16 protein-coding genes are annotated in these 19206 nt (G+C 71.1%); 7 read left to right on the top strand and 9 right to left on the bottom strand.

The features are described 5' to 3' along the window. Positions 1-16 precede the first annotated feature (16 nt). Positions 17-2122, bottom strand: coding sequence for a transketolase (gene tkt / locus YWY_RS0101210; protein WP_028846132.1), 2106 nt, complete (start codon positions 2120-2122; stop codon positions 17-19). Between the two features lie 316 nt (positions 2123-2438). On the opposite strand from tkt, the gene YWY_RS0101205 reads away from it, so the two are divergent. The 3 genes from YWY_RS0101205 to YWY_RS19600 all read left to right on the top strand — a co-directional run bounded on the left by YWY_RS0101205 (position 2439) and on the right by YWY_RS19600 (position 6453). After that, a complete protein-coding gene (locus YWY_RS0101205; RefSeq protein ID WP_028846131.1) occupies positions 2439-3389 on the top strand; it encodes a heme o synthase in 951 nt (316 codons plus the stop codon). Positions 3390-3545: 156 nt separating this feature from the next. Beyond that, positions 3546-5831: an ATP-binding domain-containing protein gene (locus YWY_RS0101200; RefSeq protein WP_084608762.1), complete on the top strand. Its 2286-nt coding sequence runs from the start codon at positions 3546-3548 to the stop codon at positions 5829-5831. Between the two features lie 49 nt (positions 5832-5880). Next, positions 5881-6453, top strand: a complete 573-nt coding sequence (locus YWY_RS19600; protein ID WP_051309449.1) for an FKBP-type peptidyl-prolyl cis-trans isomerase — start codon at positions 5881-5883, stop codon at positions 6451-6453. Between the two features lie 37 nt (positions 6454-6490). Here YWY_RS19600 and YWY_RS0101190 read toward each other — a convergent pair whose 3' ends face one another. Both YWY_RS0101190 and YWY_RS0101185 read right to left on the bottom strand, forming a co-directional pair. Next, positions 6491-7162 carry a response regulator gene (locus YWY_RS0101190; RefSeq protein ID WP_028846129.1) on the bottom strand — a complete coding sequence of 224 codons (672 nt, stop codon included), beginning with the start codon at positions 7160-7162 and terminating at the stop codon, positions 6491-6493. Further along, positions 7159-8739, bottom strand: a complete 1581-nt coding sequence (locus tag YWY_RS0101185) for a sensor histidine kinase (protein WP_028846128.1) — start codon at positions 8737-8739, stop codon at positions 7159-7161. Before YWY_RS0101185 ends, YWY_RS0101190 begins: the two co-directional genes overlap by 4 nt. A gap of 215 nt (positions 8740-8954) precedes the next feature. Between YWY_RS0101185 and YWY_RS0101180 the strand changes: the two genes are divergently transcribed. The 3 genes from YWY_RS0101180 to YWY_RS0101170 are packed head-to-tail and all read left to right on the top strand — an operon-like array spanning position 8955 to position 11914. Further along, on the top strand, positions 8955-9899 hold the full coding sequence (locus YWY_RS0101180) for a Bug family tripartite tricarboxylate transporter substrate binding protein (protein ID WP_245566516.1): 945 nt from the start codon (positions 8955-8957) through the stop codon (positions 9897-9899). After that, positions 9896-10408 (top strand): tripartite tricarboxylate transporter TctB family protein, encoded by a 513-nt coding sequence (locus tag YWY_RS0101175; protein WP_028846126.1) that lies wholly within the window; start codon positions 9896-9898, stop codon positions 10406-10408. The genes YWY_RS0101180 and YWY_RS0101175 overlap by 4 nt, the downstream gene beginning before the upstream one ends. Next, positions 10409-11914, top strand: coding sequence for a tripartite tricarboxylate transporter permease (locus YWY_RS0101170; RefSeq protein ID WP_028846125.1), 1506 nt, complete (start codon positions 10409-10411; stop codon positions 11912-11914). It begins immediately after the preceding gene. A 43-nt stretch (positions 11915-11957) separates the two neighbouring features. On the opposite strand, the gene YWY_RS0101165 is transcribed toward YWY_RS0101170, so the two are convergent. Both YWY_RS0101165 and YWY_RS0101160 read right to left on the bottom strand, forming a co-directional pair. Then, positions 11958-12665 carry a hypothetical protein gene (locus YWY_RS0101165; RefSeq protein WP_028846124.1) on the bottom strand — a complete coding sequence of 236 codons (708 nt, stop codon included), beginning with the start codon at positions 12663-12665 and terminating at the stop codon, positions 11958-11960. 162 nt (positions 12666-12827) lie between these two features. Continuing rightward, positions 12828-13790 (bottom strand): quinone oxidoreductase family protein, encoded by a 963-nt coding sequence (locus YWY_RS0101160; protein ID WP_028846123.1) that lies wholly within the window; start codon positions 13788-13790, stop codon positions 12828-12830. A gap of 105 nt (positions 13791-13895) precedes the next feature. Here YWY_RS0101160 and YWY_RS0101155 point away from each other — a divergent pair, with 105 nt between their 5' ends. Next, positions 13896-14774 (top strand): ATP-grasp domain-containing protein, encoded by an 879-nt coding sequence (locus tag YWY_RS0101155; protein WP_028846122.1) that lies wholly within the window; start codon positions 13896-13898, stop codon positions 14772-14774. Between the two features lie 28 nt (positions 14775-14802). On the opposite strand, the gene YWY_RS19595 is transcribed toward YWY_RS0101155, so the two are convergent. The 4 genes from YWY_RS19595 to mptB all read right to left on the bottom strand — a co-directional run bounded on the left by YWY_RS19595 (position 14803) and on the right by mptB (position 19199). Beyond that, a complete protein-coding gene (locus tag YWY_RS19595) occupies positions 14803-15786 on the bottom strand; it encodes a COX15/CtaA family protein (RefSeq protein ID WP_038044221.1) in 984 nt (327 codons plus the stop codon). A gap of 77 nt (positions 15787-15863) precedes the next feature. After that, entirely contained in the window at positions 15864-16661 is a 798-nt protein-coding gene (locus YWY_RS0101145) for an ABC transporter permease (protein WP_028846121.1), read from the bottom strand. Then, a complete protein-coding gene (locus YWY_RS0101140) occupies positions 16658-17584 on the bottom strand; it encodes an ABC transporter ATP-binding protein (RefSeq protein WP_028846120.1) in 927 nt (308 codons plus the stop codon). Before YWY_RS0101140 ends, YWY_RS0101145 begins: the two co-directional genes overlap by 4 nt. Next, entirely contained in the window at positions 17577-19199 is a 1623-nt protein-coding gene (mptB, locus tag YWY_RS19590; RefSeq protein ID WP_211227460.1) for a polyprenol phosphomannose-dependent alpha 1,6 mannosyltransferase MptB, read from the bottom strand. Before mptB ends, YWY_RS0101140 begins: the two co-directional genes overlap by 8 nt. Between the last annotated feature and the right edge of the window lie 7 nt (positions 19200-19206).

Here is a 19206-nt window from a genome sequence, read left to right as displayed (position 1 = left end):
GTGTCGGTGACCCTTCTCATCCGTTGCGCTGCTTGACCTTCTCGAGCGACCTCTTGGCGGCGTTCACCACCGCCTCGACGGTGATGCCGAACTCGCGGAACAGCGTCTGCCAGTCGGCCGATGCGCCGAAGTGCTCGATGCCGACCACCTCGCCCGCGTCGCCGACGAACCGGTGCCACGGCTGCGCGACACCCGCCTCCACGGCCACCCTGGCCCGCACGTTCGGCGGGATGACCGAGTCGCGGTAGGACTGGTCCTGCGCGTCGAACCACTCCACGCAGGGCATCGACACCACACGGGCCGCGATGCCCTCGCCGGCCAGCTGCTCGGCCGCCTTGACCGCCAGCTGTACCTCCGATCCGGTCGCGATGAGCACGACGTGCTCGTCCTCCGGGTTGCCGTAATCACCGAGCACGTAACCTCCCTTGGCCACGCCTTCGGCCGAGGTGTTGGCAAGTACCGGAACGTTCTGCCGGGTCAGCGCTATTCCGGTGGGTGCGTCGGTGATCTCCAGCGCGCGCCGCCACACCGCCGCCGTCTCGTTGGCGTCGGCCGGGCGCGCCACGTTCAGGCCGGGAATCGCCCGCAGCGCGGCGAGGTGCTCGATCGGCTGGTGGGTCGGGCCGTCCTCGCCGAGTCCGATGGAGTCGTGCGTCCAGACGTAGATCACCGGCTGCTTCATCAGCGCGGCCAGCCGCACCGCCGGGCGCATGTAGTCGGAGAAGATCAGGAACGTGCCGCCGTACGGCCGGGTGCCGCCGTGCAGCGCGATGCCGTTGAGGATCGCGCCCATGGCGTGCTCGCGCACCCCGAAGTGCAGGTTGCGGCCGTACGGGGTGGCCTTGAACATCCCGGTGCTGGCCTTCTCCGGGCCGAACGAGTCGGCGTCCTTGATCAGCGTGTTGTTGCTCTCCGCCAGGTCGGCCGAACCGCCCCACAGCTCGGGCAGCACGCCGGCGATGGCGTTGATCACCGCGCCGGAGGCCTTGCGGGTGGCGATGCCCTTCTCGTCCGGCTCCCAGGAGGGCAGCTTCTCGGTCCAGCCGGCAGGCAGCTCGCGGGCGGCCAGCCGGTCGAACAGCCGCTTGCGCTCCGGGTTGGCCTCCGCCCAGGCGTCGAACTTCCGCTGCCACTCCGCGTGCGCCTGCTTGCCGCGTTCCACCGCCTTGTGGGTGTGCGCCAGCACGTCGTCCTCGATCACGAAGTGCTGCTCGGGGTCGAAGCCGAGGATCCGCTTGACCGCGGCGACTTCCTCCTCGCCCAGCGCCGCGCCGTGCGCCTTGCCGGTGTTCTGCAGCTTCGGCGCGGGGTAGCCGATGACCGTGCGCAGCAGGATCAGCGACGGACGCCCGGTCTCGGCGCGCGCCTGCTTGATGGCCTCCTCGATGGCCACCACGTCCTCGCCGCCCTCGACGACCTGGACGTGCCAGCCGTACGCCTCGTAGCGAGCCGCGGTGTCCTCGGACATCGCGATCGACGTGTCGTCCTCGATGGAGATCTTGTTGTCGTCGTAGATCACCACCAGGTTGCCCAGCTCCTGGCGGCCGGCCAGCGACGACGCCTCGGACGTCACGCCCTCCTCGATGTCGCCGTCGGAGGCGATCACGTAGACGAAGTGGTCGAACGGGCTCTCGCCGGGCGCGGCGTCCGGGTCGAACAGGCCGCGTTCCCGCCGGGCGGCCATCGCCATGCCGACCGCGTTGGCCAGGCCCTGGCCGAGCGGCCCGGTGGTGGTCTCCACCCCGGCGGTGTGTCCGTACTCCGGGTGGCCGGGGGTGCGCGAGCCCCACTTGCGCAGCTGCTTGAGGTCCTCCATCTCCAGGCCGTAGCCGGCCAGGAAGAGCTGGATGTAGAGGGTGAGGCTGCTGTGCCCGGCCGACAGCACGAACCGGTCCCGGCCGGTCCACTCCGGATCGCTCGGGTCGTGCCGCATCACCCGCTGGAACAGCGTGTAGGCGGTCGGCGCCAGCGACATGGCCGTGCCGGGGTGGCCACTGCCACAGTGCTGCACCGCGTCGGCGGCCAGCACCCGGATGGTGTCCACCGCGCGGGTGTCCAGATCGGTCCAGTCGGCCGGGTAGTTCCGGCGAACCAAGGGGTTGATGTCTGCGCTGTCGGACACGAAGCCAGAACCTTTTCTCTCTTGCGGAAAGCGGAAGACGGCGGGCATGCACGTGACGGCGCCGAGCCGGCACCGCATGCCCGGGCCGTGTGCCATGGCGGCCGCCTCCAGCCTAGTCGAGGCAGGGCGGGGTGCACAGTGACGCGGCACGCGGGTGCGCTGCGCACCGAACGGGTGATACGCCGTCGCTGACCCGGACGGTCGGGAAAAAAGGGGTGGACTACGATCTGTGGTGGTCGCGGGCGTCCGCCGGGCAGATCGCCGGGCACACCCGTGCCGTTCCCAACCGACTTGTCACCGCAGCCCAGGGAGCGATATGACGCTGGCGGGCACCACGCAGCGCTCCCGCGCCGTTGCCACGCCCGGGGCCATCGGGCTCCGGCGCCGGATAGCTGGTTACCTCGCCCTGGCCAAGCCGCGTGTGGTCGAGCTGTTGCTCGTCACCACGATCCCGGCGATGTTCCTGGCCGGGCGGGAGTTCCCGGACCCGTTGCTGGTCCTGTTCACCCTGCTCGGCGGCACCATGGCCGCCGGCAGCGCCAACGCGCTCAACTGCGTGCTGGACGCCGACATCGACAAGGTGATGCACCGCACCAAGCGGCGCCCGCTGGTGCGGGACGCGGTGTCGCTGCGCGGCGCGGCGATCTTCGGCGTGGTGCTCGGGATCGCGTCGTTCGCGTTGCTGTACGCGACGGTGAATCTGCTGGCCGCGGTGCTGGCGGTGGCGACCATCCTGTTCTACATCTTCGTCTACACGCTGCTGCTCAAACGGCGCACGCCGCAGAACGTGGTGTGGGGCGGCGCCGCCGGGTGCATGCCGGTGGTGATCGGCTGGGCGGCGGTGACCGGCACCGTGGAATGGCCCGCGCTGGTGATGTTCGGCGTCATCTTCTTCTGGACTCCGCCGCACACCTGGGCCCTGGCGATGCGGTACCGCGAGGACTACGAGCGCGCGGGCGTGCCGATGCTGCCTGTGGTGGCGACCCCGCTGGCGGTGGCCAGGCAGATCCTCGTCTATTCGTGGGTGATGGTGATCTGGACGCTGTTGCTGCTGCCCGCGACCTCGTGGCTGTACGGGACGTTCGCGGTGGTGGCAGGCGCCTGGTTCCTGTACTACGCGCACCGGCTGTACCGTGGCGTTCGGGTCGGTGAGCCCACCAAGCCGATGGCGCTGTTCCACCGCTCCAACACGTACCTGATGGTGGTGTTCGTGGCCATCGCGGTGGACTCCGCCGTCGGGTTGCCGGTGCTCGGCATGCCGTTCTGACGGCCGGCGGCACCGGCGGGTGGCCGCGGTCGTCGTCCGTGCGGCCGCAGGTGAAAATCGGTACCTTGGATCATTGGCCACTCGGCCGCAACAACTCGTTCCTGGTTCCCCCGACGTCCGTTCGCTGCTGTCGCGTTTCGTGAGGATGGAGTTCCCTTGCCCGACTCCGCTGAGGTTCGCACGTCATCGACCGCCGGCATCGATGCCGAACTGGCCGCCGAGCAGGCCTACACCGACACCGTGTACGCCAAACTCGACGCCGAACGCGCCGACACCGCGGTCCGGCTGTCCCGGGTCCTGGCCGACCAGCCGGGCAGCGCGCCGCAGGCGCGCACCGAGCGGGAAGTCGCGGCCGCGATGTACCGGGAGCGGCTCGCGCAGCTCAACGGGGTCGAGGCCGGCCTGTACTTCGGCAGGCTGGACAACACCGACGGCTCGATCACGCGGATCGGCCGGATCGGGTTGTTCGACGAGGACGCCGACTACGAGCCGTTGCTGATCGACTGGCGCGCGCCCGCCGCCCGGCCGTTCTACCTGGCCACGGCCGCCTCACCGCAAGGAGTGCGCAGGCGCAGGCACGTACGGCTGAGGCTGCGCGAGGTCGTCGGCTACGACGACGAGGTGCTGGACCTCGACTCCGACGAGCAGGGCTCCGACCTCGGCCTGGCGGGCGAGGCGGCGTTGCTGGCCGCGCTGAACCGGCAGCGCGGCGACCAGATGCGCGACATCGTCGCCACCATCCAGGCCGAGCAGGACGAGATCATCCGTTCCCCGATGGGCGGTGTCCTGGTGGTGCAAGGTGGTCCGGGCACCGGGAAGACCGCCGTGGCGCTGCACCGCGCGGCGTATCTGCTGTACGAGCACCGTGAGCTGCTGTCCAGCCGGGGCGTGCTGATCGTCGGCCCCAACCGGACGTTCCTGCACTACATCGGCCAGGTGCTGCCGTCGCTGGGAGAGACCGGCGTGCTGATGGCCACCATGGGGGAGCTGTTCCCCGGCGTCCGCGCGCAGGCCCAGGAGTCCCCGGAAGCGGCGGAGATCAAGGGCCGCAGGGTGATGGTCGAGGTGCTGCGCCGTGCGGTGGCCGACCGGCAGCAGGTGCCGCCTGCCCCGTGGGAGCTGGAAACCGAGTCCGGTGCGGTGACGCTGCACCCGGAGATCGCCCGTGCCGCCCGCGCTCGTGCCCGGGAGGCGGATCGTCCGCACAACATCGCCCGCAAGGTGTTCGCCGACGCCGTCCTGGACGCACTGGCCCAGCAGGCCACCCGACGGCTGGCCGATGCCATCGAGGACGGGTTGGACGAGATCCCCTTCGTGGACGGCGAGGACCCCCACGCCGAGCTGATGGACCAGCAGGACGTGGCGGAAGCGCGAGCCGAGATCCACGACGCTCCCGCGGTGCGCAAGGCGTTGGACGCGCTGTGGCCGGAGCTGACGCCGCAACGGCTGCTCGCCGACCTGTTGAGCGACCCGGCTCGGCTGGCCTCGGCCGCGGACGGGCTGTTGACCGAGGCCGAGCAGCGAGCCGTCCTGCGCGAGCGCGGTGGGGCGTGGACCCCCTCCGACGTGCCGCTGCTGGACGAACTGGCCGAGTTGCTCGGCGAGGACCGCACCGAGGAGGAAGCGCGCCGGGAGCGTGAGCGCCGGGAGCAGCTGGCCTACGCGCAGGGCGTGCTGCACATCCTCGAGCAGGACGACGAGATCGCCGACGAGGAACGGCTGCGCGTCCGCGACATCCTGGACGCGGAGATGCTGGCCGAGCGCGAGGCGCACCGTGCCATGCTGACCGCCGCCGAACGCGCCGCTGCGGACCGCACCTGGACGTTCGGGCACGTCATCGTCGACGAAGCCCAGGAGCTGACCCCGATGGACTGGCGCGTGCTGATGCGCCGGTGCCCCAGCCGCTCCATGACGGTGGTGGGCGACATCGCGCAGACCGGCGCCATGGGCGGCGCGAGGTCCTGGCAGGAAGTGCTCGAGCCGTTCGTCGGCGACCGGTGGCGGCTGGCCGAACTGACCGTCAACTACCGGACCCCGGCGGAGATCATGGCGGTCGCGGCCGAAGCGCTGCGTAAGGTCGACCCCGCGCTGCAGCCACCACGGTCGGTGCGGGAGACCGGGGTCCCGCCGTGGGAGGAGACCATCGCCGGTGACCGCCTGGTAGGCAGGCTGTCCGAGCTGGTCGACCGGGAGCTGGCCGCGGCCGACGGCGGGACGGTGGCGGTGCTCGGGCCGCCGCGGCTGGTGTCGTCCTTGCGGCCGAAGCTGCACCGGGAGCGGGTGTCGGTGCTGACCGTGCAGCGCGCCAAAGGCCTGGAGTTCGACGCGGTGATCGTGCTGGAGCCGGAGGAGATCGCCGCGGCGAGCCCGCGCGGCTACTCCGACCTGTACGTGGCGCTGACCAGGGCTACTCAGCGGCTCGGAGTGATCCGCACCGAATGACGGCGAGGCGGTGTCGGCTCACCGCCGGTGACTGGATAGTCTGCCAGCCATGAGGAACGCACGTGCCGCAGCGGTGGTGGCCGCCGCCGGAGCGATGGTGGCCCTGGCGGCTTGCTCGCCGTCGTTGGAGGAGCCCTCGCCGCTGCCCCCAGGTACCGAGCCCGACCTGACCATCGACGCGCCGAGCAGTGCCGCGCCGGCGGACGAGCAGGGCAGCGAGCCGTGCGCGATCGAGGACTTCACGGTGGCCGCCGAGCCGGACCGCAAGCCGGAGATCACCGTGCCCAGCGAGCCGTGCGCCGCACCGGAGTCCCCGCTGACCAAAGTCCTCGAGGAAGGGGAGGGGCCGGCCGCCGAGCAGGGCGACACCGTGTCCTACGACTACGTCGTCGTGGGTGTCACCAGCGGAACGGAGGCCACGAACTGGTCGGCCGACGGCCCCGAGCTGGCGCGGCTGGAGGTGGCCGGCGACGACGACACCGGCTGGAGTGAGCTGCTGGAAGGGATGCGGCCCGGCGCGCGCAAGCTGGTGGTGCTGAAGGCGGACCAGCTGGACTCGACGGAAACGGGCGGTTTCCGCGCCGACGAGGCCGTGGCCGTGGTGGTCGGCCGGTCCGAGTGATCCTGGACCGTCCCGGATCCCACAGCGGCCGTGCCGGCTAGCCGATCCAGCGGTAACGCCGTTCCGGCCGCCCGCTCCCGCCGTAGCGCAAACGTACCTCGGCGCGCCCGGTCGCGACGAAGTGCTCGAGGTACCGGCGGGCGCTGACCCGGGAGAGCGCCGTCAGCTCGGCGCACTCCGCCGCGGACAGGTCGGAGCCGGCTGCCCTGAGCGTGCGCTCCACGACCGTGGACGTCTCGGCGCTGAAACCCTTGGGCAGCGTCCCGGTGGCGGACGGCCGGGCACTGAACACCCGGTCGACGTCGGCCTGCGTGGCTTCGGACAGCTCCCCCAGCTTGGCGTGCAAGGCGGCGAAGTGCTGCAGCTGGTCGTACAGGGCCCCGTAGGTGAACGGCTTGATCAGGTAGTGCAGCACGCCGCCGCGCATGGCCTGCCGGACGGTGTCGACGTCCTTGGCCGCACTGATCACGATGACGTCGGTTTCCTGGTCCGGATCGGCGCGGATGGCGCGCAGGACGCTGACACCGTCGATGTCCGGCAGGTAGATGTCCAGCAGCACCAGGTCCGGTCGCAGGCTTTCCACCTGCCGGATGGCCTCCGCTCCGGTGTGCGCGGTGCCGACCACCCGGAACCCGGGCGTCTTCTGCACGTATCCGCTGTGCACCTTGGCGACCATGAAGTCGTCGTCCACGACCAGCACGTCGATCATGCCGGCACCCCCGGAGCGATCGGCAGCTGCGCGGTGAACACCGCGCCGTTGGCGTTGCTGACGTCGACCGTGCCGCCGCGCCGGCGGCAGGTCTGCCGGGTGATGGCCAGCCCGAGCCCGCGCTGACCACCTTGCTCGGCCACCTTGGTGGTGAACCCGTGCCGGAACACCTCCCGGGCGATGTCCGGCGCCACCCCGGGCCCGGTGTCACGCACCCGGACCACGACCCGGCCGTCGACCGTGCGGAGCTCCACCTCGATGCTCTGATCCGGCGCGGGGTGGCCACGGAAAACGTCCAGCGCGTTGTCGATCAGGTTGCCGAGCACCGTGACCAGGTCCGCCGCCAGTTGCTCGTCGACGTCGCCGAGTTCGGTCTCCGGCGTCAGGCGCAACGCCACGCCCTGTTCGGCGGCCTGGCTGGCCTTGGCGATGAGCAGCGCGGCCACCGCCGAGTTGCGTACCTTGCCAGTGACCTCGGCCTGCAGCTGCCCGCGGGCGTCGGAGAGGCGGGTGACGAAGCGCTTGACGTCGTCGTACTCGCCCAACTCGATCAGTCCGGCGATGGTGTGCAGTGTGTTGCTGAACTCGTGCGCCTGGGCACGCAGGGTCTCCGTCGTCGTGCGTGTCACGTCGAGCTGGTCGCGCAAGTGTTCCAGCTCGGTGTGGTCGCGCAACGTGACGACCGAACCGATCGGCACGCCGTCCCGCTTGATCGGCATACGGTTCATCACCAGCACGCGGCCGCGACGCAACACGATCTGATCGGCGCCTTCGGCCCGTCCGGTCAGCACGTCGACCAAACGCTCGTTGAGGTCCAGCTCCTCGACGTGACGGCCGACGGCGTCGGCGGGCAGCGACAGCAGGGTGGCCGCCTGGTCGTTGATCAGCGTCACCCGGTGCTGCTGATCCAGGCCGACCACGCCTTCCTTGATGCCGTGCAGCATCGCCTCGCGATGCTCCACCAGGCCGACGATCTCGCCGGGCTCGAGCCCGAGGGTCTGCTTCTTCACCCACCAGGCCAGCCACACCGACGCGGCCGCCCCGAGTGACGTGGCGATCCCCAGCACGATCAGCATGTCGGCGGGCGACTCGGTGAGCATCTGCCACACGCTCGGCCGGGCCTGCTCGGCGACGACGTAGCCGACGATCTGCTGGTGCTCGTTGAGCACCGGGACGCGCGCGGTGATGTCGTCGCCGATCTCGCCGACCCATGCGCGGCCGTCGAGCCGCGCCGATTCGGCCAGCGGGAGCGGGCGGCCGACCTCGTCCGGGTCGGGCGAGGTCAGCACGCGACCGTCCCGGTCGGCGATGAGCACCGCGGTGACCCCGGACAACGCCCGCGCGTTCTCCGCGAACGGTGCGACGTCGTGCGCCGCCGCCGGGACGCTGAGCGTCTGCCCGACCGACGGATTGGCCGCCACGCTCTCGGCGATGCTCAGCAGCTTGCGGCCCTCGGTGCGCCGGAACGTCTCGCTGGACTGCGCGACGCTCACCGCCGCCACCGCTGCCAGCAGGCCGAGCACGATCAGCAGCTGCAGCGCGAGCACTTTGCGGCCGAGCGAGCCCTTCTTGCCCACCGCCGTGCACCTCCTGGGTGGATCACCGGATGACACAGTCTGGCGCGCCTGCCTCCGCCCGGAGAAGACGGGCGGCCGTGAACACAACGACCACAATGACCGAAGCGGACGTAACGCAGACGCGACAACGGTCCGGCCCGCACCATTTTCGGCACCCTCCCACGAGACCGAGAGACAGGAGCGACATGAAGGTGCGCAGCGTTGCCGCCGCGATCATGGCCGGGGTCTTGCTCGCCGGGTGCGGGGCCGGTGCGGAGCCCGGGGACGAGGTCACCGGCCTGCGGATCATGGTGCCCAACTCGCCGGGCGGCGGGTACGACATCACCGCACGCACGGCGGCCAAGGTGATGGAGGAAGCCGACCTGGCCCGCAATGTGGAGGTGTTCAACCTGCCCGGCGCCGGCGGCACGGTCGGGCTCGGCAGGCTGGTCGGCGAGAAGGGCAACGGCAAGCTGATCATGTCGATGGGGCTCGGCGTGGTGGGCAGCGTGTTCACCAACAAGTCGCCCGCGACGCTGCAGGACACCACGCCGGTGGCCAGGCTGATCGAGGAGCCGGACATCATCGCGGTGTCGGCCAAGTCGAAGTACCGCGACATCAAGCAGCTGCTGGCGGACTGGAAGGCGAACCCGAGCGGGCTGGCGGTCGGCGGCGGCTCGTCCCCCGGCGGGCCGGACCACCTGGCCGCGATGCTCACCGCCAAGGCGGCCGGGATCGAGCCGAAGCGGGTCAACTTCGTCTCCTACGACGGCGGCGGCGACCTGCTCGCCGCGATCCTCGGCAACAAGCTCGCCTTCGGCGTCTCCGGGGTGAGCGAATGGCGCGACCAGATCGACGCCGGGCAGCTGCGCGTGCTCGCGGTGACCAGCGCGGAACGGGTGGAAGGCATCGACGCGCCGACGCTGAAGGAAGCGGGCCTGGACGTCGAGTTCACCAACTGGCGGGGGATCGTGGCCCCGCCGGAGCTCGGCGACGCCGACCGGGAGAAGCTGGTCAGCACGATCACGCGGATGCACGACTCCGAGCAGTGGCAGCAGGCGCTGGACAACAACGGCTGGACCGACGCGTTCCTGCCCGGTGAGGACTTCGGCACGTTCCTGAAGGACCAGAACGAGCAGGTCGAGGGCGTGCTGCGGGATCTGGGGCTGGGCCAGTCATGAGCCGCGCCCGGAACGTGAGCAGATGGCTCGGTGAGCATTCCGAACTGGGCGTCGCGGGATTCCTGGCACTGCTGGGTGTGCTGGTGATCGCCGACGCGGCCATGCTGCCACCCGCGGTCGGCCAGGTCGGGCCGATCGGCCCGGACGTGGTGCCGTACGCCATCGGCGGCCTGCTGGTGGTGACCGCCGTGATTCTGGCCGTCGACGTGCTGCGCGGCGGGCACGGGGAGGCGGAGTCCGGCGAGGACGTCGACCTGTCCGAGCCGCCGGAGTGGCGCACCGTGCTGCTGCTTGCCGCCGCGTTCGCCGCCAACATCGTGCTGATCGACTCCGCCGGATTCCTGGTGTCCGGGACGGTGCTGTTCTGGGGCTCGGCCTACGCGCTCGGCAGCCGCAAGCCGGTCCGGGACGGCCTGATCGCGGTGGGCCTGACCGTGGCGACGTACTTCCTGTTCGCCCATTGGTTGGGCGTACCGTTGCCGCTCGGCCCGTTCGAGGGGGTGCTGTGAATGGACGTGCTCGGCAATCTTCTCGACGGCTTCGCCACCGCGCTGACCCCGGAGAACCTGCTGCTGGCAGGCCTGGGCGTACTGCTGGGCACGGCCATCGGCGTGCTGCCGGGCATCGGGCCCGCGATGGCCGTCGCCTTGCTGCTCCCGGTCACCTACACCGTCGAGCCGACCGGCGCGTTCATCATGTTCGCCGGCATCTACTACGGCGGCATGTTCGGCGGCTCGACCACGTCGATCCTGCTCAACACGCCGGGGGAGACCGCGGCCGTGGTGACCGCGATCGAAGGCCATCCGATGGCCAAACGCGGCCGCGGCGCCCAGGCACTCGCCACCGCGGCCATCGGCCACTTCGTCGGCGGCCTGGTCGGCACGATCCTGCTGGTGGCGCTGGCCCCGGTGGTCGCGGACCTGGCGGTGAACATCGGCGCGCCGGACTTCGTCGCGGTGATGCTGCTGGCCTTCATCGCGGTGACGTCGGTGCTGGGCAAGTCACGGGTGCGCGGCTTCGCCTCGCTGGCCATCGGGCTGGCCATCGGCCTCATCGGCCTCGACCCGGTCACCGGCCAGCAGCGGCTGACGTTCGGCTCGCTGCACCTGGTCGACGGCATCGACGTGGTGGTCGTCGCGGTCGGGTTGTTCGCGGTGGGGGAGGCGCTGTGGGTGGCCGCGAACCTGCGGCGCACCGCAGGCCGTCCGATTCCCGTCGGCAGGCCCTGGTTGAGCCGGGAGGACGTGCGGCGGTCCTGGAAGCCGTGGCTGCGCGGGCCGGTGATCGGGTTCCCGTTCGGGGCGGTCCCGGCAGGTGGCGCGGAGATCCCGACGTTCCTGTCGTACGTGACGGAGAAGCGGCTGTCGCGACGCGCCGACGAGTTCGGCAAGGGCGCCATCGAGGGCGTGGCGGGCCCGGAGTCGACGGCCAGCGCGTCGGCGGCGGGCACGCTGACCACCATGCTCACCCTCGGCCTGCCGACGACGGCGGTCGCCGCGGTGATGCTGGCCGCCTTCCAGCAGTACGGCATCCAGCCGGGGCCGTTGCTGTTCGAGCGGGAGTCCGAGCTGGTGTGGGCGTTGATCGCCAGCCTGTTCGTCGGGCTGACCCTGCTGTTGCTGCTGAACCTGCCGCTGGCCCCGCTGTGGGCGAAGTTGCTGCGCATTCCGCGGCCGTACCTGTACGCGGGGATCCTGTTCTTCGCCAGCGTCGGGGCCTACGCGGTCAGCTCGGACGTGGCCGATCTGATCATGCTGCTGGTGATCGGCCTGGTCGGGTTGATGATGCGCCGGTTCGGGCTGCCCGTGCTGCCCGCGATCATCGCGGTCATCCTCGGCCCCAACGTGGAGCTGGAACTGCGGCGGGCACTGCAGCTGTCCGGCGGTGACCTCAGCGGGCTGGTGAACACCACGTTCTCCGTGGTGGTGTACTGCGTCATCACGGTCATCCTGGCCTGGCCGCTGATCGCCCGGCTGGTGCGCAAGCAGTCGAGAGAAAAGACACCGGCCTCCTGAGGTCGCTCGCATCGGCCGGTACCCGCCTCGGCCGGGCTCGTGTTCAGCGAGGCCGGCCGAGGACCGCGTCCGCCATCCTGCGGGCGTAGTCGACCGCACTCGCCGCATCGACGTGTCGCGCGGAGGTCACTGGCACCCGGTTGCAGGCGGCCTGCGTCTTGCGGAGCAGGTCGTCCACCGCGTTGCGCAGCGACTCCGGGTCAGCACTCGTGGCAAGCGTGTCGATGCCGTGCCGGGACTGGTAGGCCCGGAATGCCGATGCCATGGCGTCAGCGGCAGACGGCTCGGCGGCATGCAGCCGTCTGATGGCGGCCGCAAGCTGGTTCTGCCACAGGATGACGTGGGTCTGCGGGGCGGTCTTCGGCACGACCACGGCGCGCAGGTCCTTTTCGTCCAGGGACGGCGGAAGAACCCGAAGGGGGTACTTCGCTCGCGAGAACAGCGCCGCCACGGTGAGTGCCACGGTGAGCACCAGCGCCGTGATGCCGACTGGCCCGCTCGGGAAATCCGGCAGCACGTCCGTGTACACGAAGATGAGGACCAGCGCGATCGCATGGGTCAGCCAGAACAGGATCGCGGGCCCAGCGCGGAGGGGGCCGATCAGCCTTCCCACGGTCCTTGCCGAGCTGACGAACCACACCGCGAAAAGACCCGCGTTGCTGTCTGCCGGCGCGTCCAACCAGTACGCGAGCGCCAGGCCGACCCACGCCATCAGGATCGCGAACAGTGCACCTTGATCTCGCCGCCACATGTCGCCCTACCTCGGGGCGACAGTAACCAGGCGTGGGCACCCTGCGTGACCGACCGGCGGCAGAAGGCAACAAGCTGCCAGCGGGCCACCCGGTCTGTCGCGGGCGGCCCGCCGGCAGGCCGGTACCGGGCTGCGCGACCATTCTGCGCGCAGCCGTCCCGGTCAGGGCTCCAGCAGCAGCTTGCCGGTGGTCCCGCGGGACGCCAGATCGATGTGCGCCTGCGCCGCCTCGGCGAGCGGATACCGCTTCCCGATGCGCACCCGCAGATGACCGGCGGCGATCGCGGCGAACAGGTCCGCCGCCCGCTGGTCCAGCTCCTCGCGGGTGGCGATGAAGTGCTTGAGCATCGGCCGGGTCAAATACACCGAGCCGGCGGCGTTGAGCCGCTGCGGGTCCACCGGATCGACCGGGCCGCTCGAGGCGCCGAACAAGGCGAGCGTGCCCCGCGTGCGCAGCGACTGCAGGCTGCCGTCGAACGTGGCCCTGCCGACCCCGTCGTAGACGACGGCCACGCCCTCGCCGCCGGTGGCTTCCCGCACCCGATCGACGAAGTCGTCGTACCCGAAGACCTCGGTGGCGCCCAGATCGAGCGCTTCCTGGCGCTTCTCCGGGGAGGTCGTCGCGTAGACGGTCGCGCCGAGGTGCCTGGCCCACTGGGTGAGCATGCCTCCGGTGCCACCGGCAGCGGCGTGGATCAGCACCGCATCGCCCGGCTGCACCGCGTACACCGAGTGCAGCAGGTAGTGCGCGGTCATGCCCTGCAACAGCGCGGCAGCCGCGTCGGCCAGTTCCACGTCGTCCGGCACTTTCACGGCGTGGGCGGTGGGCACCACGACTTGTTCGGCGTAGCTGCCGAGGGTCATCGTCCACGCCACCCGGTCACCCACCGCGAACTCCGTCACGTCTGGGCCGACCTCGGCCACCACGCCCGCGCCCTCCACGCCGTTGGTGAACGGCACGTCGACCGGGTAGCTACCGGTGCGGTAGTAGATGTCGATGAAGTTGACCCCGGCGACGGAGACGTCGACCAGCACTTCCCCTTCGCCCGGCCGACGGACCTCGACGTCGGTGTACGACATCACCTCGGGGCCGCCGGGCCGGACCACCTGAACGCCTTTGGGCATGCGTGCCTCTCCTCCGTTCACCCTCTGCTCGTCACCGTGCCTGAACAGTAGGCGGTGCGATCTTGTTCCCCAGCACCGGTTGGTGTCCTGCCTACACTCGGCGGTGTGACGGACTCTCCGACGGTGTTGCTGGCCGGGTGCGCCGCCTTGCCGCGCGGCGACGGCGACGAGGAAGTGCTGCTCGCCGCTCTGGCGGACGCAGGCTGCATCGCAGACTGGGTGGTGTGGGGCGAACCCCGCTCGCTCCAGGCCGACTTGGTCATCCTGCGTGCGACCTGGGATTACGACTCGCGACGCGACGAATTCCTGCAGTGGTGCGAGGCCGTGCCGCGACTGCGCAACGACGCCGCGGTCGCGCGGTGGAACACCGACAAGACGTATCTGCTGGACCTGCAGGAGCGCGGTGTGTCCATCGTGCCGACCGTGCTCGCCGAGCCGGGGCAGCCGGTGGAGTGGCCGGACACCGAGTTCGTGATCAAGCCGACGATCGGTGCGGGCTCCCGCGGTGCGCAGCGGTTCCCGGCAGGCACCAGGCGGCACGCCGAAGAGCATCTGGCCACGCTGCACGCCAAGGGCACCAGCGCCCTGGTGCAGCCGTACCAGTCAACCGTCGACCGGCACGGGGAGACGGCCGTGGTGTTCATCGCCGGCGAGCTGTCCCACACCTACGTGAAGGGTCCGCTGCTGGTCCCCGGGGCCTGGCTGGACGGTTCCGGATTGTTCGCGACCGAGACGCTGATGCCGGTCGAGGCCACCCCGGACGTGGTGCGTTTCGCCGACCGGACCGTGGACGTCGCCGCGGACCTGCTGGGCATGGACCGGGGTGAGCTGCTCTACGCCCGGGTGGACGTGGTCAGATCGGACGAGGGCGAGCCGTTGCTGCTCGAGTTGGAACTCACCGAGCCGTCACTGGGGTTCGCCTTCGGCGGCCGTCCCGCCGCCGACCGGATGGCCAAGGCGGCCAGGGACATCGCCCTGTCCTGAGCCCAGGACGCTGCTCCCGACGCCGAGTTCAGACGGCCACCGGCTGGTCCGACTCCGGCGGTGCGGGCTCGGTGTCGGGAACCTGCGGTGCCGGTCCGCGGTCACGCGCGGCGCACCACAGCCGGGCGGTGCAGATCACCACCAGCGCGGCGCCGAGCACGTGCAACGAGACCAGCTCCTCCGGCACGCCGAGCTGGTACTGCAGCGATCCGAGGAAGCCCTGCGCCACGGATGCCACCCACACCAGCGCATAGGCGACGACGAACGGTCGCGGCGCGAGGGAGCGGAGCAACGAGAGGCCGAGCACCGTCAGCACCGCGAGGAAGGCCACCAGCAGCCCGCCGTGCACCTTGGCCAGCACGTCGATCGACATGTCCAGCCGTGGCGTGTCCGGGTCACCGCCGTGCGGGCCCGCGCCGGTCACCATCGTGCCGACCACCAGCAGCGCGGTCAGCGCCACCGTCAGCGCCTGCAGCAGGCGGCGGCTGACCGAGCCGATCAGCCATCGTGGTTGCCGCTCGCCCTCGGTGAAGCCGCGGAGCAGCAGCACGGCGATCCAGACGAGCACGGCCGTGGCCAGGAAGTGCAGCGCCACCGTCCACCACAGCAGCCCGGCCAGCACGGTGATACCGCCGAGCACACCCTGGAAGCCGGTGCCGGCCAGCGCCGCCACGGCCAGGCCGAGCACCCGACGGCGGCCGTGCGCCAGGTGGATACGCCACGCGACGACCACCGCGGCCAGCGCCGTCAGCGTGACCACCACGGTCAGCAGTCGGTTGCCGAACTCGATCCACTGGTTGAGCGTCTCGTACTCGGGGTGCTCGGTGGGGAACATCGTCCCCTCGTGGCAGCCCGGCCAGGTGCTGCAGGCGAGGCCGGATCCCGTCACGCGCACCACCGAGCCGGTGACCCCGATCGTGGTCTGGGTGATGACGACAAGCAGCCCGACGACGTACTGGAGCCGGGCCGACGGATAGGGCAACCGGGCGACGAGTTCGGCGAGACGCTGCACGAGCCGATGGTAGGCAGCAGCCGGTCCGGGCGGCCCGCCGGGCCGGTCCGATGCGGGCTGGGCCACGTCGGGTGACGTCAGGTGAGCTTCGTGGTACGGGTGGCAAGACCTGCGCCGACGACGCCCCAGACGACGAGCACGGCCACGGAATCCCATGCCGCGGCGCCGTGCATCAGAGCGGCCCGCAGTCCTTCGGCCAGCGCACCGGACGGCAGGAACTCGGCCACGGTGGACAGGCCGGGCGGGAGGCTTTCCGGCGCCAGCACGATGCCCCCGGCCAGCAGCAGGACGAACCACAGCAGGTTGGCCACCGCGAGCACGATCTCCGCCCGCAGCGAGCCGCCCAGCAGGACACCCAGCGCGCCGAAGCCGACGATGCCGGCCAGCACCAGCACCACTGCCATCGGGACGCCCGCGAGCACCGGCCGGAAGCCGAGTGCGGCCGCGACGCCGCCGAGGATCAGCACTTGCAGCGTCGCCACGCACAGCCCGGCCACGATCCGGCCGCCGATCAGCACCCACAGCGGCAGTGCGGTGGCGGCCAGCCGTTTGAACACCCCGTACTTGCGGTCGAAGCCCAGCGCGATCGCCTGGCCGGTGAACGCCGACGACATCACCGCCAGCGCCAGGATCCTCGGGGTGGTCCAGCCGACCGGATCGGCGTCGTCCAGCTGATCGGCGGGAACGAGGTCCAGCACGGTCATGCCGATCAGCAGCGCGAGCGGGATGAGCAGCGTCAGCAGGATCTGCTCGCCGTGCCGCAAGGTCAGCAGCGTCTCCACCTTGGCGTGGGTGCGCAGCATCCGCCAGGTGCTGCCGCGCCCGGGCGCCGGGGTGAACGTGCCGGGGCGGAACGAGCCGTCGAACGTGGTCATGCGCGTAGCTCCCGCCCGGTGAGTTCGAGGAAGACGTCCTCCAGGTCCTTCGAGCCGACGTGCAGCTGCTCGGCGAGCACGCCGTGCTGGGCGCACCACGCGGTCACGGTGGACACCACCTGGGGATCGATCTTGCCGGTCACCCGGTAGGACCCCGGGGCGGTCTCGGTGACCGTGTAGCCCTCGGGAAGCGCCTCGATCAGCAGCCCGACGTCCAGCCCCGGCCGGGCGCGGAACGTCAGCTGCTCGGCGTCGCCGTCGGAGGCGGTCAGTTCCGCCGGGGAGCCCTGGGCCACCACCCGGCCCCGGTCGATGATCACCACCTGGTCGGCCAGCGTCTCGGCTTCCTCCATCAGATGGGTGGTGAGCAGGATGCTCACCCCGTCGGCGCGCAGGGCCGCGAGCAGATCCCACACCAGGCGCCGCGCCTGCGGGTCCATTCCCGCGGTCGGCTCGTCCAGGAACACCAGCTCGGGGCGCCCGACGATGGCGCACGCCAGCGACAAGCGCTGCTGCTGGCCCCCGGACAGCCGTTTGAACGGGGTGCGTGCCGCCTTGGCCAGGCCGAGCACGTCCAGCAGCCACCGCACGTCGAGCGGATCGGCCGCGCAGCTGGCCACCAGCTGCAGCATCTCGGCGGTGCGGACACCGGGATAGGCGCCGCCGCCCTGCGGCATGACCCCGATGCGCGGGCGCAGCCGGGCGCGGTCGCGGTGCGGGTCCAGCCCGAGCACGCGCACCGTTCCGGCATCCGGGCGCTGCAGGCCTTCGGCGATCTCCACCGTCGTGGTCTTGCCTGCACCGTTCGGGCCGAGCAGGGCAAGCAGCGTGCCGCGCGGCAGCTCCAGCCCGACCCCGTCCACCGCGACGGCCGAGCCGAATCGTTTCACCAGCCCCGAGATCTGCAGCGCGGGCTCACTCACGATTAGCCAGCCTAGATTCCGCCGTCACGTCCGCCGAAGCACCCTGTCCGGTGGTGGCCCGCGCCGCAGGGTCACGCCACAGCGGCACCGTGCGGCGCACCACCAGCAGCGCCACCACGGCGACCAGCAGCGCGGCCAGGTAGGCCTGCGACAGCACAAAACCCCGGCCGTCGAACGGGCTGCCGGTGGGCGTGATGGCCACGGCCAGCACGGCGCTGCCGATGGTGGCGGCGACGCGGAAGCGGGAGGTGCCTGCCGACGCGGCCAGCGGGACCACCGCCCACAGCATCCACCACGGGTGGGTGGCCACGTGCAGCCCCATGAAGACGCCCATCCCGACGCCGAGGCCGATGATCGGCCGCAACTTCCACCGGAAGCTGCGCAGCAGCAAGACGACCGTGATCACCGCGGCGGCGGCCATGCCGAGCAGGCTGAACACGTCCATGATCGCGTGCGTGTGCACGCCGAGGTCGAGGGCGATGCCCATGCCGCCGGTGAGGTACCCGATCAACGTGACCGGGGAGATGAGCGTGCGGCTGCGGCCCGGGGTGCCGAGCGCGCCGATCCAGCCGAAGCCGAGGCCGGTGGCCAGGCACACCGCGACCAGCACCACCACGAACACCACGGTCAGGCCGACGGCCGCCTTGACCAGGTCGGTGACCCTGCCGTGCCAACGCCGGGCGATCATCACGCCGAAGAAACCGAGCGCCAGCGCGGCGTTGATCTTCACCGCGGCGGCCAGCGTCATCACCGCGGCCCCAAGGACGATGAAGGTGATCTCCCCCTTGGCCAGCGGGGGAGGGGTGTCCCCGGCCACCCGGATGGGCAGCCGCCGCAGTCCCAGCTCCAGCCCGGCCATCATCAGGCCGATGCCCAGCGCCTCGTTGTGGGCGCCCGCCACCAGGTGGAAGATCACCAGCGGATTGGCCGCGCCCAGCCACAGCGCGGTGGTCGGCTGGACGCCGAAGCGCTGCGCCAGCCGCGGCAGCGACCACACGATGAGCGCGACGCCGGCCAGCGCGATGCCGCGCTGCAGCAGCACGCCGAACGCCACGTGGTTGCCGCTGATCCCGGCCATCCAGCTGCCGATCTGCAAGAACAGCGGCCCGTACGGGGCCGGCGTCTCCCGCCAGACGTTCGACACGCCCATGGTGATCGGATCGGCGACGCCCAGCGCCTGGGCAGGCCCCAGCGTGTACGGGTCCATGCCGCGATGCACGATCTCGCTCTGCGCCAGGTAGCTGTAGACGTCCCGGGAGAACAGCGGCGGGGCCAGCAGCAGCGGCGTCACCCACATGACGACCGTGCGGAACGTCTGCGCGGGCGTGGCCATCCGCTCCCGGCCGGGGCGCGCGTACCGCCCGTAGAGCAGCCAGGCGGCGACCATCATCACCATGCCGGCCAGTGCGATCGCCAGCGACACCGTGGTGGCCCTGGCGAACAGCCGCACGACCGGGATGTCGTGGGCGGGGTTGAGCACCGGCACCGCCCCGGCGCCGATCGAGCCGATGGCCAGGAACAGCGCTCCGACGATGCCCAGCCTGCGAATCGTGGTGACCGCACGCAGCTCGGCGGCGGACAGCGGCGCAGGCTGCGGGCCGATCAACCACGGCAGGACCTGA

The sequence above is a fragment of the Thermocrispum agreste DSM 44070 genome (genome assembly GCF_000427905.1).
Lineage (GTDB): Bacteria > Actinomycetota > Actinomycetes > Mycobacteriales > Pseudonocardiaceae > Thermocrispum > Thermocrispum agreste.
This window is presented reverse-complemented; position numbering and strand designations above follow the sequence as displayed.

Bases quoted from the DNA above. Each gene is read 5' to 3' on its own strand.
- YWY_RS0101190 (WP_028846129.1), bottom strand. From the start codon at position 7,162: ATGATCGACGTGCTGGTCGTGGACGACGACTTCATGGTCGCCAAGGTG.
- YWY_RS0101145 (WP_028846121.1), bottom strand. From the start codon at position 16,661: ATGACCACGTTCGACGGCTCGTTCCGCCCCGGCACGTTCACCCCGGCG.
- YWY_RS0101205 (WP_028846131.1), top strand. From the start codon at position 2,439: ATGACGCTGGCGGGCACCACGCAGCGCTCCCGCGCCGTTGCCACGCCC.
- YWY_RS19600 (WP_051309449.1), top strand. From the start codon at position 5,881: ATGAGGAACGCACGTGCCGCAGCGGTGGTGGCCGCCGCCGGAGCGATG.
- YWY_RS0101160 (WP_028846123.1), bottom strand. From the start codon at position 13,790: ATGCCCAAAGGCGTTCAGGTGGTCCGGCCCGGCGGCCCCGAGGTGATG.
- YWY_RS0101165 (WP_028846124.1), bottom strand. From the start codon at position 12,665: ATGTGGCGGCGAGATCAAGGTGCACTGTTCGCGATCCTGATGGCGTGG.
- YWY_RS0101175 (WP_028846126.1), top strand. From the start codon at position 9,896: ATGAGCCGCGCCCGGAACGTGAGCAGATGGCTCGGTGAGCATTCCGAA.
- YWY_RS0101180 (WP_245566516.1), top strand. From the start codon at position 8,955: ATGGCCGGGGTCTTGCTCGCCGGGTGCGGGGCCGGTGCGGAGCCCGGG.
- YWY_RS0101170 (WP_028846125.1), top strand. From the start codon at position 10,409: ATGGACGTGCTCGGCAATCTTCTCGACGGCTTCGCCACCGCGCTGACC.